Annotated in this window: 14 protein-coding genes and 1 pseudogene; 9 read left to right on the top strand and 6 right to left on the bottom strand. The window is 63.8% G+C overall.

Annotated features, from left to right (window positions below; all coding sequences use genetic code 11):
• The 8 genes from ACLEJU_RS28005 to ACLEJU_RS27970 all read left to right on the top strand — a co-directional run.
• The coding region (locus ACLEJU_RS28005; protein ID WP_440776767.1) for a hypothetical protein at nucleotides 1–363 on the top strand (363 nt) is incomplete at its 5' end.
• The gene (locus tag ACLEJU_RS28000; RefSeq protein ID WP_435424417.1) at nucleotides 360–2,252 is read left to right on the top strand and encodes a secretin N-terminal domain-containing protein; all 1,893 of its coding nucleotides are present in this window, start codon (nucleotides 360–362) and stop codon (nucleotides 2,250–2,252) included. The genes ACLEJU_RS28005 and ACLEJU_RS28000, both read left to right, overlap by 4 nt.
• Nucleotides 2,249–2,722, top strand: coding sequence for a type II secretion system protein (locus ACLEJU_RS27995; RefSeq protein ID WP_159410170.1), 474 nt, complete (start codon nucleotides 2,249–2,251; stop codon nucleotides 2,720–2,722). Before ACLEJU_RS28000 ends, ACLEJU_RS27995 begins: the two co-directional genes overlap by 4 nt.
• 5 nt (nucleotides 2,723–2,727) lie before the next feature.
• On the top strand, nucleotides 2,728–3,102 hold the full coding sequence (locus ACLEJU_RS27990) for a type II secretion system protein (protein ID WP_085676884.1): 375 nt from the start codon (nucleotides 2,728–2,730) through the stop codon (nucleotides 3,100–3,102).
• Nucleotides 3,077–3,604, top strand: a complete 528-nt coding sequence (locus ACLEJU_RS27985) for a type II secretion system protein (RefSeq protein WP_435424418.1) — start codon at nucleotides 3,077–3,079, stop codon at nucleotides 3,602–3,604. Before ACLEJU_RS27990 ends, ACLEJU_RS27985 begins: the two co-directional genes overlap by 26 nt.
• On the top strand, nucleotides 3,601–4,002 hold the full coding sequence (csgE, locus tag ACLEJU_RS27980; protein WP_294338418.1) for a curli production assembly/transport protein CsgE: 402 nt from the start codon (nucleotides 3,601–3,603) through the stop codon (nucleotides 4,000–4,002). Before ACLEJU_RS27985 ends, csgE begins: the two co-directional genes overlap by 4 nt.
• Nucleotides 3,999–4,412 (top strand): curli assembly protein CsgF, encoded by a 414-nt coding sequence (locus tag ACLEJU_RS27975; RefSeq protein ID WP_435424419.1) that lies wholly within the window; start codon nucleotides 3,999–4,001, stop codon nucleotides 4,410–4,412. The genes csgE and ACLEJU_RS27975 overlap by 4 nt, the downstream gene beginning before the upstream one ends.
• A 34-nt stretch (nucleotides 4,413–4,446) precedes the next feature.
• Nucleotides 4,447–5,289 (top strand): CsgG/HfaB family protein, encoded by an 843-nt coding sequence (locus ACLEJU_RS27970; RefSeq protein ID WP_435424420.1) that lies wholly within the window; start codon nucleotides 4,447–4,449, stop codon nucleotides 5,287–5,289.
• Nucleotides 5,290–5,411: 122 nt separating this feature from the next.
• On the opposite strand, the gene alkB is transcribed toward ACLEJU_RS27970, so the two are convergent.
• Nucleotides 5,412–6,056: a DNA oxidative demethylase AlkB gene (gene alkB, locus ACLEJU_RS27965; protein ID WP_435424421.1), complete on the bottom strand. Its 645-nt coding sequence runs from the start codon at nucleotides 6,054–6,056 to the stop codon at nucleotides 5,412–5,414.
• 165 nt (nucleotides 6,057–6,221) lie between these two features.
• Here alkB and ACLEJU_RS27960 point away from each other — a divergent pair, with 165 nt between their 5' ends.
• Nucleotides 6,222–7,130 carry a trypsin-like serine peptidase gene (locus tag ACLEJU_RS27960; RefSeq protein WP_435424428.1) on the top strand — a complete coding sequence of 303 codons (909 nt, stop codon included), beginning with the start codon at nucleotides 6,222–6,224 and terminating at the stop codon, nucleotides 7,128–7,130.
• 20 nt (nucleotides 7,131–7,150) lie between these two features.
• Here ACLEJU_RS27960 and ACLEJU_RS27955 read toward each other — a convergent pair.
• The 5 genes and pseudogenes from ACLEJU_RS27955 to ACLEJU_RS27935 all read right to left on the bottom strand — a co-directional run.
• Nucleotides 7,151–7,383, bottom strand: a pseudogene (locus tag ACLEJU_RS27955) (alpha-ketoglutarate-dependent dioxygenase AlkB); the annotation flags it as partial.
• A 258-nt stretch (nucleotides 7,384–7,641) separates the two neighbouring features.
• Nucleotides 7,642–9,087 (bottom strand): curlin, encoded by a 1,446-nt coding sequence (locus ACLEJU_RS27950; RefSeq protein ID WP_435424422.1) that lies wholly within the window; start codon nucleotides 9,085–9,087, stop codon nucleotides 7,642–7,644.
• 16 nt (nucleotides 9,088–9,103) lie between these two features.
• Complete coding sequence (locus tag ACLEJU_RS27945; RefSeq protein ID WP_435424423.1) at nucleotides 9,104–9,574, bottom strand: curlin; 471 nt, start codon at nucleotides 9,572–9,574, stop codon at nucleotides 9,104–9,106.
• Nucleotides 9,575–9,589: 15 nt separating this feature from the next.
• Complete coding sequence (locus ACLEJU_RS27940) at nucleotides 9,590–11,824, bottom strand: Ig-like domain-containing protein (RefSeq protein ID WP_435424424.1); 2,235 nt, start codon at nucleotides 11,822–11,824, stop codon at nucleotides 9,590–9,592.
• A 32-nt stretch (nucleotides 11,825–11,856) separates the two neighbouring features.
• Complete coding sequence (locus ACLEJU_RS27935; RefSeq protein ID WP_435424425.1) at nucleotides 11,857–13,185, bottom strand: hypothetical protein; 1,329 nt, start codon at nucleotides 13,183–13,185, stop codon at nucleotides 11,857–11,859.
• Between the last annotated feature and the right edge of the window lie 303 nt (nucleotides 13,186–13,488).

Raw genomic sequence — 13,488 nt, 5'->3', positions numbered from 1 at the left:
GGTTTGGGGGGGGTGGGCTCCCCCGCGAAGAGGCCCGAACAGGCTTCCAAGGATCTGTTCCCAACTCAGAAATGGACCAAGCCCCAAACCCTGGCCACCGTCACCGAACAACCTGTAGTCGCCGCCCCCGTCGTAGCCGCAGCCCCCACCGCCCCGGCGCTGCCGTTCCAGTTCGTCGGCCGCATGGGCGACCGCGACGACCTGCAGATCTTCCTGCAGAGCGGGGAAAAGCTGTACGTCGTGCGTAAGGGCGACGTGATCGACAGTACCTATCGCCTCGACAGAGTCTCGGCCAACGAGCTGGATCTGGTTTACCTGCCTTTGCATCAGTCACAGACCTTGTCTGTAGGGAGCGCACCATGAAGTCGTCAAAGCTGTGCAAGCCTGCTCCGTTTATGCTCCTGGCGCTGTGCGTGGCCATTGCCGGCTGCGGCTCCAGCGGGGTGCGCAAGGACAGCGCCGAGCTGATGAAGGAAGGCCAGTACGAAGCCGGTATCGCCCGTCTGGAAGAGGCCCTGCGTGACAGCCCGCGTGACACCGAGCTGAACATCGCCCTGGCCCACGGCCGTCAGGCAGCGGTGGAAGCACTGATCAGCCAGGCCGATGCCGACCGCATCCGCCATGACTTCGCCAGCGCGCGGATGGGCTACGGCCGGGTGCTGACCATCGAACCGAACAACCGTCGCGCCCAGGAAGGTATCCGCCAGCTGGAGCTGATCCGCACCCTCGACGAGCGCGTGGCACTGGGCCAGGCCGCACTGCGCCAGGGCGACCTGTTCGGTGCCGAACGCTATATGCGCGAAGTCCTGCGCCTGGACCCGCAGAACCAGAAGGGCATCGCCCTGCGCACCGACATCGAGAACGTCCAGGCGCGCACCGCGCAGCCGTTCCCGCAGCTGCGCAGCAAGCTGGAGCGCCCGGTGACCCTGGAGTTCCGCGATGCCGGCCTTAAGACCATCTTCGAGGTGCTGTCGCAGGTTGCCGGTATCAACTTCATCTTCGACAAGGACTTGCGCCCGGACATGAAGGCCACCATCTTCGTGCGCGACGTGCGCATCGAGGATGCCGTGGCGCTGCTGCTGGAGCAGAACCAGCTGCGCCAGAAGATCGTCAACGACAACACCTTGCTGATCTACCCCGATTCGCCGCAGAAGACCAAGGACTACCAGGAACTGGTCATGCGCACCTTCTACCTGACCAGCATCGACGCCAACACGGCTTTGAACATGGTCAAGACCATGCTCAAGACCCGTGATGTGTTTGTTGACGAACGCCTCAACACGCTGACCATGCGCGATACCCCCGACGCCGTACGCATGGCCGAGAAGCTGCTGCAGTCCCAGGACCAGTCCAACCCTGAGGTGGTACTGGAAGTGGAAGTGATGGAAGTGGCTACCTCGCGCATCCTCGACCTTGGCCTGCAATGGCCCAACACTTTCGGCGTGCTCAACAACGACGGCAACCCGGTCAGCGTGCTCGACCAGCTGCGTGGCATCAACTCCAGCCGCATCAGCATCGCGCCAGCGCCGCAAGCCAAGATCAACGCCCAGGACAAGGACATCAACACCTTGGCCAGCCCGGTGATCCGCGTCAGCAATCGTGAGCAGGCGCGTATCCACATCGGCCAGCGGGTGCCGATCATCAGTGCCACCTCGGTGCCCTCCACCCAGGGCCCGGTAATCACCGAAAGCGTCACCTACCTGGACGTCGGCTTGAAGCTCGAAGTGCAGCCCACCGTGCACCTGAACAACGAAGTGGCGATCAAGGTGGCGCTGGAAGTCAGTAACGCCACCCCACTGGAAGCCACTCGCCAGGGCACCATCCCGGTACAGGTCGACACCCGCAACGCGCAGACCAGCCTGCGCTTGCACGATGGCGAAACCCAGGTGCTGGCCGGCCTGGTGCGCAACGACCACAACGCCGCCGGCAACAAGATTCCCGGGCTTGGCGACATCCCTGGCCTGGGCCGTTTGTTCGGCAGCAACAAGGACGACATGAGCAAGTCGGAACTGGTGCTGGCGATCACCCCGCGCATCGTGCGCAACCTGCCGTACCAGAGCCCGTCGGACATGGAATTCGGCACTGGCACCGAGTCGAGCATGCAGGTGCGCCAGGCGATGCCGCTGCCATCGCGTGACGTGCCGGGCGACATTCCCAGCGACAGCCACGACAGCGCGCCGGTGGTGCAAAGCCAGGTGGCCAGTGCCCCAGTCACTGCCCCAGCCACCGTCACAGTGAGCCCACGGCCATGAAACGCCGCCAGCAGGGTTTCAGCCTGATCGAAGTGGTGCTGACCCTGGCCCTGCTCGGGATGCTCGCAACCATGGCCGCGCCACTGACCGAAACGGTGGTGCGCCGTGGCAAGGAGCAGCAGCTGCGCGAGGCGCTGTACCAGATCCGCGACGCCATCGACGCCTACAAGCGTGCCTTCGACGCCGGGTTCATCGAAAAGCGCCTGGATGCCAGCGGCTATCCGCCGAACCTGCAGGTGCTGGTCGAAGGCGTGCGCGATGTGCGCAGTGCCAAGGGGGCCAAGTTCTACTTCCTGCGGCGCATCCCGCACGACCCGCTGGTGGCGGCCAAGAACCAGGACGAAGGCGGTTGGGGCCTGCGCGCGTACGCCAGCAGCCCGGACAACCCGCGGGAAGGCGAAGACGTCTTCGACGTGTACTCCAAGGCCCGTGGCAAGGGCCTCAACAACATCCCCTACGGGCAATGGTGACGGCCATGAAACGCAGCCGAGGCTTCACCCTGATTGAACTGCTGGTGGTGATGGCGATCATCGCCACGCTGATGACCATCGCCATGCCGCGCTACTTCAACAGCCTGGACAGCTCCCGCGAGGCCACCTTGCGCCAGAGCCTGGCGGTGCTGCGCGAAGCCCTTGACCACTACTACGGCGACACCGGCCATTACCCGGACTCGCTGGAACAGTTGGTAGAGCAACGCTACCTGCGCAATACCCCGGTCGACCCGATCACCGAGCGCAGCGATGCCTGGCAGCTGGTGCCACCGCCCGAAGGCGTGGCCGGCGGCGTGGCTGATATCAAGAGCGGTGCCACAGGGAGGGCCCGTGATGGCAGCCTCTTCGCGGAATGGTAAGGCCAGCGCCGGCTTCACCTACCTGGGCGTGCTGCTGCTGATCGCGGTCAGCAGCATTGCCCTGGCAGCCACCGGCACGGTGTGGTCGAGCGTCGCCCAGCGCGAGCATGAGCGCGAGTTGCTGTGGGTCGGTGGCCAGTATGCCCAGGCCCTGCGCAGCTACTATCGCGCCTCGCCGGGCCTGGCCCAGTACCCCAAGGAGCTGGCCGACCTGCTCGAGGACAACCGTTTCCCTGAGGCCAAGCGGCACATCCGCCGCCTGTACCCGGACCCGATCACCAACAGTGACGACTGGGGCCTGCTGCGCGCCATCGATGGACGCATCACCGGCGTGCACAGCCGTTCCGATGCCACCCCGTTCAAGCGCAGTGGTTTTGAAACGCAGTTCTCCGGATTCGAGGGCCTGGAGCATTACAGCGACTGGCAGTTCGTCGCCGAGCAGGCCTTCAACGAGAGTGCCGGCGGCGCCCGCACCCACGCCGGCCCGGGAGACTCGCCATGAAACGCCTGCACGCCCTGTACCTGTGCCTGTTGCTGGCAGCCGGGCTGCCGGGCGCGGCCATGGCCGATGCCGAGGACGAGATGAAGGGCTTCATCGTCGACAACACCATCTCGCACATTGGCCACGACTTTTACTACTACTTCGCCGACCGCCTGCGCGCCACCAGCCGCCTGGACTTCAACCTGGTGGTGCGCGAGCGCCCGGATGCCCGCTGGGGCAGCCTGGTGACCGTAGAGTTCGACCGTGACGTGCTGTACCGGCGCTTTCTGCCGCCGAACGTCACTCAATTAAAAGAAGAGGCCGTCGCGGCCGCCGACCTGGTCAAGCAGGAAGTCATTCAGCGCAAGCTGCAACGTCTGCTGCAGGACACCACTGATCTGGATAGGGATGAGCTATGAACACGTGCATACCCCGTTACCTTGCGGCTGGCCTGCTGCTCAGTGCCTGCGCCGTTCACGCCACCGAACTGGTCTACACCCCGGTCAACCCGGCGTTTGGCGGCAACCCGTTGAACGGCACCTGGCTGCTGAACAACGCCCAGGCGCAGAACGACTACGACGACCCGGACCTCAAAGACCGCGCATCCGCCTTTGGTGGTACTTCGGCCCTGGAGCGCTTCAGCAACCAGCTGGAGTCGCGAATGCTGTCGCAGCTGATGGACAACATCAGCAACGGCAAGACCGGCAGCATGGCCACTGACGCGTTCCTGATCGATGTCATCGATGACTCTGGTGCCTTGAGCATCAAGGTCACCGACCGCGCCACAGGGGAAACGTCGCTCATTGAGGTCAGTGGCCTGAACCCCTGAGAGGGACTGGCCGTTTAGCTGGGGAGAGAACACCATGAAACGTCTGCTGAGCGCTTTGCTGATCCTCGCCACCTTACAAGGCTGTGGCCTGCGCCAACCGATGCCGGCCGAACAGGACTCGGAGACCCCGACCCTGACGCCGCGGGCTTCGACCTACTACGACCTGATCAATATGCCGCGCCCGAAAGGCCGGTTGATGGCCGTGGTGTATGGCTTCCGTGACCAGACTGGGCAGTACAAGCCGACCCCGGCCAGCTCGTTCTCCACCAGTGTCACCCAGGGTGCGGCGAGCATGCTGATGGATGCCCTGAGTGCCAGCGGCTGGTTCGTGGTGCTGGAGCGTGAGGGCCTGCAGAACCTGCTGACCGAACGCAAGATCATCCGCGCCTCGCAGAAGAAACCCGACGTGGCAGAGAACATCGCAATGGAGCTGCCACCGTTGCAGGCTGCCAACCTGATGCTCGAAGGCGGCATCATCGCCTACGACACCAACGTGCGCAGCGGCGGCGAAGGGGCCCGCTACCTGGGCATCGACATCTCCCGCGAATACCGGGTCGACCAGGTCACGGTCAACCTGCGCGCGGTAGACGTGCGCACCGGGCAGGTGCTGGCCAATGTGATGACCAGCAAAACCATCTACTCGGTGGGCCGTAGCGCCGGGGTGTTCAAGTTCATCGAGTTCAAGAAGCTGCTGGAAGCGGAAGTTGGCTACACCACCAACGAACCGGCGCAGCTATGCGTGTTGTCGGCGATCGAGGCGGCGGTGGGGCATCTGCTGGCCCAGGGGATCGAGCGGCGGCTGTGGCAGGTGGCGGGGGATCCCGGGGAAGGCAAGGCCGAAGTGGACAAGTTCCTCAGTCAGAATCAACCGCAATGATCGACCTGTACCAGCCTCTTCGCGGGCAAGCCCGCTCCCACAGGTACGGTGTGATCTCAAGCACAGCGCTGTCCCTGTGGAAGCGGGCTTGCCCGCGAAGAGGCTGGTACTGACGACATCAATCATCCCGCCTTGCGCAAGGTCAGATTGATCCGTCGCTCGCCCATCCTCGGATGTACACCCGGTTTGATCGGCAACACCCCATGAAATCGCAGCCGGTCTTCACCTCCCCAGACCAGCACATCACCATGGCTCAACGGTATCCGCTGAGTTCTGTCCGACCGTTGCAACCCGCCAAACAGAAACACCGCCGGCAACCCCAGTGAAACCGACACGATCGGCTGGCCGAAGTCCTGCTCGTCGCGGTCCTGGTGCAGGCTCAGGCGGGTGCCGGGCAGGTAATGGTTGACCAGGCAGGCATCGGGCACGAAACCCTCGAAACCGGCCGCTGCTGCTGCACGACCTGCCAGATCGAGCAGGACCTGGGGCAGGGCGGGCCAGGGTTGGCCGCTGACGGGGTCGGTGGGGCTGTAGCGGTAGCCTTTGGCATCACTGACCCAACCCAGCGCTCCGCAATTGGTCAACGCCACGGCCATCTTCAGGCCGCCCGGTGTCTGCATGTGCCGGAACGGCGCGGCCCGCAGCACCGGGCGCAGGGCATCGAGCAACGGCTCGATGACTGCCAGGGCGAAGCCGGGCAGCAGCACGGTGTGGCTGGCCAGGCGTTGCGGCTGGGGGCCAAAGAGGTCGAGGTCGCGTTGCATCATGGCAAGGTGCCGTTCGGATGACGTCAAGCAGGGTATGTTTGCCTATCAAAAGCAACCCATGTTCTAGCACCTTCGCAGCTTGACGGATACTGACATTTCTACCAGCTGTCTGATTGCCAAATATCTGACTCAATGGAGTTTCTTCCAATCGGACAGGGCTCAGGCATGAAGCGATTGATTACCCACTTAGCGTCGGCAGGCTGCATGACCTCGTACTTGGCGCTCGCCGCGCCCATTGAAAGCCCCGAGCAAAACGAGGCCCAAGTGCTGCAGTTCTGGACGCCCGAGCGCATGCAAGAGGCAGAGTTTGCAGGAGGCGGACCGGCCAATCCTGTCAAAAAAGTGTTGACGGATGGCGGCGACCACTTTGGTTTTGCCAGCGTGACCCATGCACAGGAAAACGCCCTGAGCCGCCGTGCCGGGATACTGTTTTACGTTTCATCGGACGGCGTGCTACAGCATTGCTCAGCCACGGCATTGGACTCAGCGAAGGGGAACCTGATTTTGACCGCCGCCCATTGCGTGATCGAGCAAGAAGGCAAATGGAAGGACAAGTCTCTTTTCGTGCCAGCCTACGATGGTGCGGCAGCGCCAGCGCAGCGTACGCCATTGGGGCGCTGGCCGGTGCATTACAAGTACATTCCGACGTTAAACGCGTATGCAACTATAGATACTGATCTGGCCATTGCCAGTGTCTTCGCACAAGAGGGTAAATCGCTAAAAGAGGCGCTCGCCGGTGCCAGCCAGCCCTGCATTTCTGAATCGCAGCAGGCGCTGCCAGTGGGACAGGTCTGGGCTTACCCCGGGGTGAGTTATCTCGGTGGGGAGATGAAGCGGTGTGTGTCGAGACTGAATCCGGAGGAATCATCCAGTGGGATACTCACACCCAACTGCGCAACCATGTCCGGTAGCAGCGGAGCGGGGTTTCGTCTGCAGTCCCAGCAAAACGACTGGGTCGCTGGAGTAGTGCATGGCACTGGGCAGTCAGCCCGACTACGCCAAAGCACTTTCAATGACCTGTATAAAGTGGCCAACGGCTCCGAGGTTGACGTGGCAGCGTGTGAGGCTCCGTGAAACCCGAGCCAGTTGGCATCGCGGATGCCCCAGGCATCACTGACCCAGCCTAGCGACCCGTAATTGGTCAACGTCACGGCCATGTTCAGGCCGCCCGGTGTCTGCATATGCCGGAACGGCGCGGCACGCAGCACCGGGCGCAGGGCTCGAGCAGCGGCTCGATCACCGCCAGGGCGAAGCCGGGCAGCAGCACGGTGTGGCTGGCCAGGCGTTGCGGCTGGGGGCCGAACAGGTCGAGGTCGGACTGGATCATCGGGGCGGTGGCGTGGGTGAGTGCAAGATATTGTAAGCCCAACGCGGTCTTTATAGGAGCGGCCTTGTGTCGCGAAAGGGCTGCAAAGCAGCCCCTGCAATTTGTGAGCTGCTGATATCCTGGGGCCGCTTCGCAGCCCTTTCGCGACACAAGGCCGCTCCTACAAGGACCGAGTCATCACTCATGTGCAAAGCAGGGAGATAAAAAGGAACCGCGACGCCAGGGAGAGGAGACGCCGCGGTTCAAGGGGGGAGCTGGTCAGCGTTGGGTAGCGGTGGCCGTGTTGCCGTTGCCCATCTGGCTGATGGTGGCGCTCTGGTAGGCGCCGCTCTGGTTGACGCTGGCTGTGTTGTTGTTGCCGCCCTGGGTCACGTAGGCGACGTTGGCGCTGTCAGCCTGCTTGATGGTGGCGCTGTTGCCACTGCCATACAGCTGGTTGGTGTAGCTCTGGTTGGCGTAGCCGGACTGGTCGAGGTTGATGCTGTTGCCACTGCCGGTGGACGAGCCGAAGGCGTAGTTGTCGGTGCCGCGCTGGTCGGCGATGAGGCTGTTGTCGCTGCCGTTCTGCTCGAAGTACAGCTCGTTGTAGCTGTCGGCCTGCTTGGTCTCCATGGTGTTGCCGGTGCCTTTCTGGCTCAGCGTGGCCAGTTGGTACTCGCCGTTCTGGGTCAGATTGGCGCTGTTGTTGGTGCCGTTCTGGTTGATGTTGGCGGTCTGGTTCTTGCCGAACTGACCGCCCAGCTTGTCGCCTTTCCAGTTGCTAGCCAGGACCTTGTTGCCGGTGCCCTTGCTGTTGACGGTCAGGCTCTGGTTGTCACCGGTCTGGTAGGTGAAGCTGCTGTTGGTCTTGCCACTTTGCGAGACAGTGGTGTTCGAATTGTTGGTCTCGAACTGATCCGACCAGCTGGCGTTGGACTGGCCCTGTTGATACAGGTTGGCGACGTTGTCCTTGCCGAAGCTCTGGTCGATGTAGCCTTCGTTGGTCTGGCCGGTCTGGTTGACCGTGGCGCGGGCGCCGGTCTGGGTGTCCTGCCAGACCTCCACCGAGTGGCCGGTGCCGTACTGGTCGATGTTGATGGTGCCGCCGTTCCCGTCGCGCTGGTCACCGTAGGCGAAGTTCTGCTTGCCTTGCTGGTAGATCTGCACGTAGCCATCGTTGTGCAGGATGTGCTCGGAGGTTGCGTAGTTGTCCTGGCCATCCTGGGTGATGTTGGCGCGGTTGTTACTGCCGCCGAACAGTTGCTCGACGAAGGCTTCGTTGCGCTGGCCGCTCTGGGTGGTGGTGACCTGGCTGCCGGTCTGGGTGTCCTGCCACACGGTCGAGCGGTTTTCGCTGCCTTGCTGGTTCTGCAGCGACTGGTTGTTTTCGCCCACCGACTGGCTGGCGAACGCATCGTTGTAACTGCCGCTGGCCTGCTGGGTAATCTGGCTGCCATTTTCGAACAGCTGCTCGCCATAGCCGGCGTTATACGACCCACTGGCGGTCTGGTCGATGTTGCTGGTGCTGTTTTCCTGCACCGCCAGGTGGTTGTGGCCCTTGCCGGTCTGCGTCTGGGTGGCCGAGGCAAACGGTGCAACCGTCTGCTGCACCTCGGCGATGTTCTGGTTACCGGTCTGCGACTGGTTCGAGGTGCTGTCGTCAGCCATGACCTGGCCGGCCAGGGCCAGGACGATAGCGGCGCTTAGAGGAGCGAGCTTGAACATGGTGGTGCCTCCAGGTCTATCGGTATTGGGTGATCTGAACACGCTGGCCATTGCCGGCTTGGGTCACTGAGCTGCTCAGGCCTGTGCCGGCCTGCTCGATACTGGCGCTGTTGTTGTTGCCGATCTGCTCGATGCTGGCGCTGTTGCTGGTGCCGCTCTGACGGATCGCAGCGCTGTTGCCATATCCCTGTTGGCTGATGTTGGCCATCAGGTCACTGCCTTCCTGCAGGATGTACGCCTCCTGCGCGCCCCCGGCCTGGACGATGCGGCCCAGCAGGGCCTGGCCGTTCTGGTCGAGGGCGGCGCGGTTGCCGTTGCCTTGCTGCTCGATCACCGCCGCCTGACCGGCACCGACCGGCATCAGGCGGATGATCACCGGTTCACCGAGGTCGCTGCCGGGCGCAAGGTCGGCGTTGTCCATCAGGTCATCGGCCCCGGCCTGGCCCGCCAGGGCCAGGCTCAGCAGCAGTGGATACAGGCGCTTCATGGCGTTCTCCTGGCCTTACTGCACAGTCACGTTGACAGTACGGGTACTGCCCTGGCTGCTCGTCACGGTGGCGGTCGGTGCGGCCGTCGGGACGATCGTGGTGCTGTTGCTCACCGTCAGGCGCCAGCGGCCGGTCACCGGTACCGTGGTGGTGCCGAGGGTCTGCACACCGGTGGTGGTGGTGACCCGCACGGTGATGGTGTTGCCGGTGGTCACCGACGAGGTACCGCTGACGTCCCAGTTGTAACGGTTGTTCGAGCGGGCCAGGACGGTGGCGGCGGTGACCGCGAAGGTCTCGCCGGCTGCAGGCCGTGGCTGCACGTTGACCGTGACGGTGGTTGGCGCGGAGACCGCACCCAGGGAGTCACGCGCCTGGTAGGTGAAGGTGGTGGTGAACGCCGTTGGCACGCTGGCCGGTGGCGTGTAGTTGACCGTGGTGCCGTCGGTACTTACGGTGCCGCGCCCGGTAGCCGGTTGGGTCAGGTTGGTGACGGTTAGCGGCGTATTGCCTTCCGGGTCGGTATCGTTGGTCAGCACGTTGATGACCAGCGGTGCGGCCAGGGTGGTCACGGTTTCCGGGTTGGCGGTCGGTGCCTGGTTGGGCGCGACGTTGACGGTCACGGTGGCCGGTTCCGATTTCAGGCCCTTGGCGTCCATTGCCCGGTAGGTGAAGGTGGCCACCACCGGTTGAGTCGCACCGGGTGGCGGGGTGTAGGTCACCGCGGTGCTGCCGTTGAGGACCACGCTACCTTGACCGGTAGCCGGTTGGGTGAGGTCGGTGATGCTCAGCGGCACGTTGCCGTCCGGGTCGCTGTCGTTGAGCAGCAGGTTCAAGCTCAGCGGCACGCCGACACTGGTGCTGCCGACATCGGCCTGGGCCAGCGGTGGCTTGTTGGCCGCCTCGACCGGCGCGTTACCGACCACCACCACCGGCTCCACATCGACGCCGCCATGGCTGGACTTGATCGTGACGGTGGCCGGTGGCTGGCTGACGTCATTGACAGTGAGGGTCTGCAGGGTACCGGACTTGGACAGGCGGCCGTAGCCCTGGGCGACCATGTCCGGGATCACCACTTCATCGCTGGAGCGCGCTTCGATGGTCAGCCGCTTGTTGTTCCACTCGTAACGCGCCGTGCCGACTTTGACCACATCGGAAAGCTTGCTCGAAATAGCGGTCGGCTGAGTGTTGATGTCGCTGCTGCTGGCCGTCACCACCACCACCGATGGCGGCGCCACCTGGCTCAGTTGCTGGCTGAAGAACAGCCCGTTGTTGTCCGTGAGCATGCTGAACTGGCAAGACGAAGGTGGCGTACCGACCAGGGCCAGGCCGTTACGGAAGCAGACACTGGCGCCAGTAGGGGCCTTGGCGAACACTTCCACCCGGGTGCCGCTGCCATTGCGCGAGTATGTCGCCCGCTCCAGTGATGCCGGCAGTTGTGGGCGCTGGTCGAGCACCTTGCCGGACACCGTGAACAGGTTGGTTTCGATGCGCCCGGGCGGGCCATCGATGCGAATGAAGTTGGTGCCGAACGGGCTGCCCTTGATCGCCTCCGGCCTGTTCGGGTCGCCGATGAAGGTGTCGGTGGTGCCGGTATCCGGATTCACGGCGGTGTAGGGAGCGCCGACGCCCTGGACGAACGGGCCAAGTGCGCCGGCCAGTGCGCCGGTGAAGTTGCCGGGTGCACCAATGCCGATGTCGCGCGTGATGTTGATTGCCCGCCGCCCGGGGGTCGTGACGTTGACTGTCTCGACGCCGTAGGGGTGGGTGATGGTGTAGGTACCGGCACGTGGGACCGACACGCGGATGCGGATGCGGGCAAAGCTCTGCTGGTCGCCGTCGACCGGGTTCTCGGCAGCAAACGCGGCTTCGAGGCCGGCGACATAGGCGTCGAGTTCATAGCCGCTGTTGCCCACTGCCGGAATACTGGTTTCTGCCAGGAACCAGAACATCTCCGGTGGCCAGTTGTCGGGGAACACCAGGGGCAGGGTATCGTCGTAGATACCCGGCTCTGGCAGCAGGGTGCACATATAGGCCGGCGCACCCGGTGCGCCAGCGACCAGCGTGCTGACGGCACGTGAGCGGCACAGTTCCAGCGACAGGCCGTCGGCGTCCTTGTACCACAATGGATAGCCGCCGGTGGCGAAGGTGTAGGGGCCCGGGTCGACGTCGGACAGCGCAGCCCAGGCCGCGCTGCTGATCGTCAGGGAGAAACCGGCGGCCAACAGCGCACGGCGTTGCCAAGTGTTCATGCTGCCTCCTTGAAGGCCAAGCCTTTGTCTGTTCATGGCACCAGCACCACGTCTTCGATGTCGCTGCCGCCATTGGCGCTGGTGACCTGCACCTTGGCCGGCGGGATCGGCGACAGGTTGGCGACCAGGCTCTTCTGTGCGCCGTCGCCGGTGAAGTTGCCGACGAAAGTGCCGTTGCCGGTACGTGCAGTCATGGCCGGCGGGTTGGTTTCGTCGCTACTGGTGGCGATCACGGTCAGGGTGGCATTGGCTAGGCTGTACTCGGCCCTGGTGATGGTCACCAGGTCGGTGAGCGGCAGGCTGGCGGTGGTCACGCTGCTTGTGGGAATGGCCACGCTGTTGTCGGCAGTGATCAACAGGCTGGTCGGCAGTGCCGGGTTGAGCGCCGATTGGGCATACCAGGTGCCGGTGCCGTTGGCTTCGGTCAGCGGCAGGTTAGGCGTCTGGCTGGTCAGGGTGGCGCTGCCTGGCGGTGGCGGTGCCAGTACGAACATGTCCTGTTGCGCGCGCAGGTCACCGTTTTCGGTGTGCCGCGAATACGTGCTGCGCAGGGGTATCAACGGCGTTGGCCGGACCACGTCGGAGAGCTTGCCGGACACCGCGAACAGGTCGGTGCGCAAGTCGATGCCACCGGGGCCCTCGATGCGCACGAAGTTGGTGTCGAACGGGCTTCCGGTGACGCGCTCGTTGAGGTTGGGGTCGCCGATGAATTTTTCGTTGCCTTCGGTGTAGGGCCCGTTGACGCTGCGCAGGAACGGGCCGACATCGCCCTTCAGTGCGCCGGTAAAGGTGCCGGCGGAGCCGATACCGATGTCGCGGGTCATGTTGATCGCCCGGCGCCCGGCGGCGGGGACATCGAACACTTCGACGCCGTAGGGGTGGGTGACCACATAGGTGCCGGCCGCTGGAACGTCGACCCGGATCCGCACGCGGGCAAAGCTGATCTGGTCGTTTTCTGCAGGATCACCGCCACCGAAGGCGGCCTCGATGGCGGTGCCGTAGGTCAGCGTGACCCCTCGGGCGGCATCGGTGATGGCGGCATCGGCGGTGAACCAGAAGGACTCGTCCGGCCAGTTGGTCGGGAAGAGCAATGGTTTGGTGTCGTCGAAGATGCCGGGTGCAGGCAACAGGGTGCACATGTACGACGGTGCGCCAGGAGCGCCGGCAACGCGTGAACTTACGGCCTTGGACAGGCACAGGTCGAGGGTGCGGCCATGCGTGTCCTGGTACCAGGCAGCGTAATGACCGTTTTCAGGGGTGTAGGGCCCAGTGTCGACGGCATACAGCGCTGCCTGCGCCGGGAGCTGGAACAGAGCGGCGACGACCGCCACTGCCAGCGTATTAGGTATCGGTCGGAGCATGAGTCAGTTCCTCCTGCTAACGGGCCCATGGACTTGGGGCGTCTGGGAGGGCTAGCGCAACAGCCGTGCCAATTTTTTCATAATTGGCTGGAGGGCTTTTGGGGCTTGGGTTTCAGAGGTGTTGACTGATGATTTTGACAAGTGTCTTGGTGGGCGGTGTTCCCCAGTATTGGGGTTGGTTTTGGGGTTGGGAGTGCCTGGCTTGAGAGATGTGGTGCCTTGAAAGGTGCATGCCTTGAGGGGTGTGTTGGATGGGGGGGGGAGGGACAACCCCACAGCGCCTGCTCTCCCCCACACCCCCCC

The sequence above is a fragment of the Pseudomonas sp. SMN11 genome (assembly GCF_052041945.1).
Taxonomy (GTDB): Bacteria; Pseudomonadota; Gammaproteobacteria; order Pseudomonadales; family Pseudomonadaceae; genus Aquipseudomonas.
Note: the sequence above shows the minus strand (reverse complement) of the source record. Positions and strands in the feature narration are given on the sequence as shown.

Bases quoted from the DNA above. Each gene is read 5' to 3' on its own strand.
- ACLEJU_RS28000 (WP_435424417.1), top strand. From the start codon at position 360: ATGAAGTCGTCAAAGCTGTGCAAGCCTGCTCCGTTTATGCTCCTGGCG.
- ACLEJU_RS27995 (WP_159410170.1), top strand. From the start codon at position 2,249: ATGAAACGCCGCCAGCAGGGTTTCAGCCTGATCGAAGTGGTGCTGACC.
- ACLEJU_RS27990 (WP_085676884.1), top strand. From the start codon at position 2,728: ATGAAACGCAGCCGAGGCTTCACCCTGATTGAACTGCTGGTGGTGATG.
- ACLEJU_RS27985 (WP_435424418.1), top strand. From the start codon at position 3,077: ATGGCAGCCTCTTCGCGGAATGGTAAGGCCAGCGCCGGCTTCACCTAC.
- csgE (WP_294338418.1), top strand. From the start codon at position 3,601: ATGAAACGCCTGCACGCCCTGTACCTGTGCCTGTTGCTGGCAGCCGGG.
- ACLEJU_RS27975 (WP_435424419.1), top strand. From the start codon at position 3,999: ATGAACACGTGCATACCCCGTTACCTTGCGGCTGGCCTGCTGCTCAGT.
- ACLEJU_RS27970 (WP_435424420.1), top strand. From the start codon at position 4,447: ATGAAACGTCTGCTGAGCGCTTTGCTGATCCTCGCCACCTTACAAGGC.
- alkB (WP_435424421.1), bottom strand. From the start codon at position 6,056: ATGATGCAACGCGACCTCGACCTCTTTGGCCCCCAGCCGCAACGCCTG.
- ACLEJU_RS27960 (WP_435424428.1), top strand. From the start codon at position 6,222: ATGAAGCGATTGATTACCCACTTAGCGTCGGCAGGCTGCATGACCTCG.
- ACLEJU_RS27950 (WP_435424422.1), bottom strand. From the start codon at position 9,087: ATGTTCAAGCTCGCTCCTCTAAGCGCCGCTATCGTCCTGGCCCTGGCC.
- ACLEJU_RS27945 (WP_435424423.1), bottom strand. From the start codon at position 9,574: ATGAAGCGCCTGTATCCACTGCTGCTGAGCCTGGCCCTGGCGGGCCAG.
- ACLEJU_RS27940 (WP_435424424.1), bottom strand. From the start codon at position 11,824: ATGAACACTTGGCAACGCCGTGCGCTGTTGGCCGCCGGTTTCTCCCTG.
- ACLEJU_RS27935 (WP_435424425.1), bottom strand. From the start codon at position 13,185: ATGCTCCGACCGATACCTAATACGCTGGCAGTGGCGGTCGTCGCCGCT.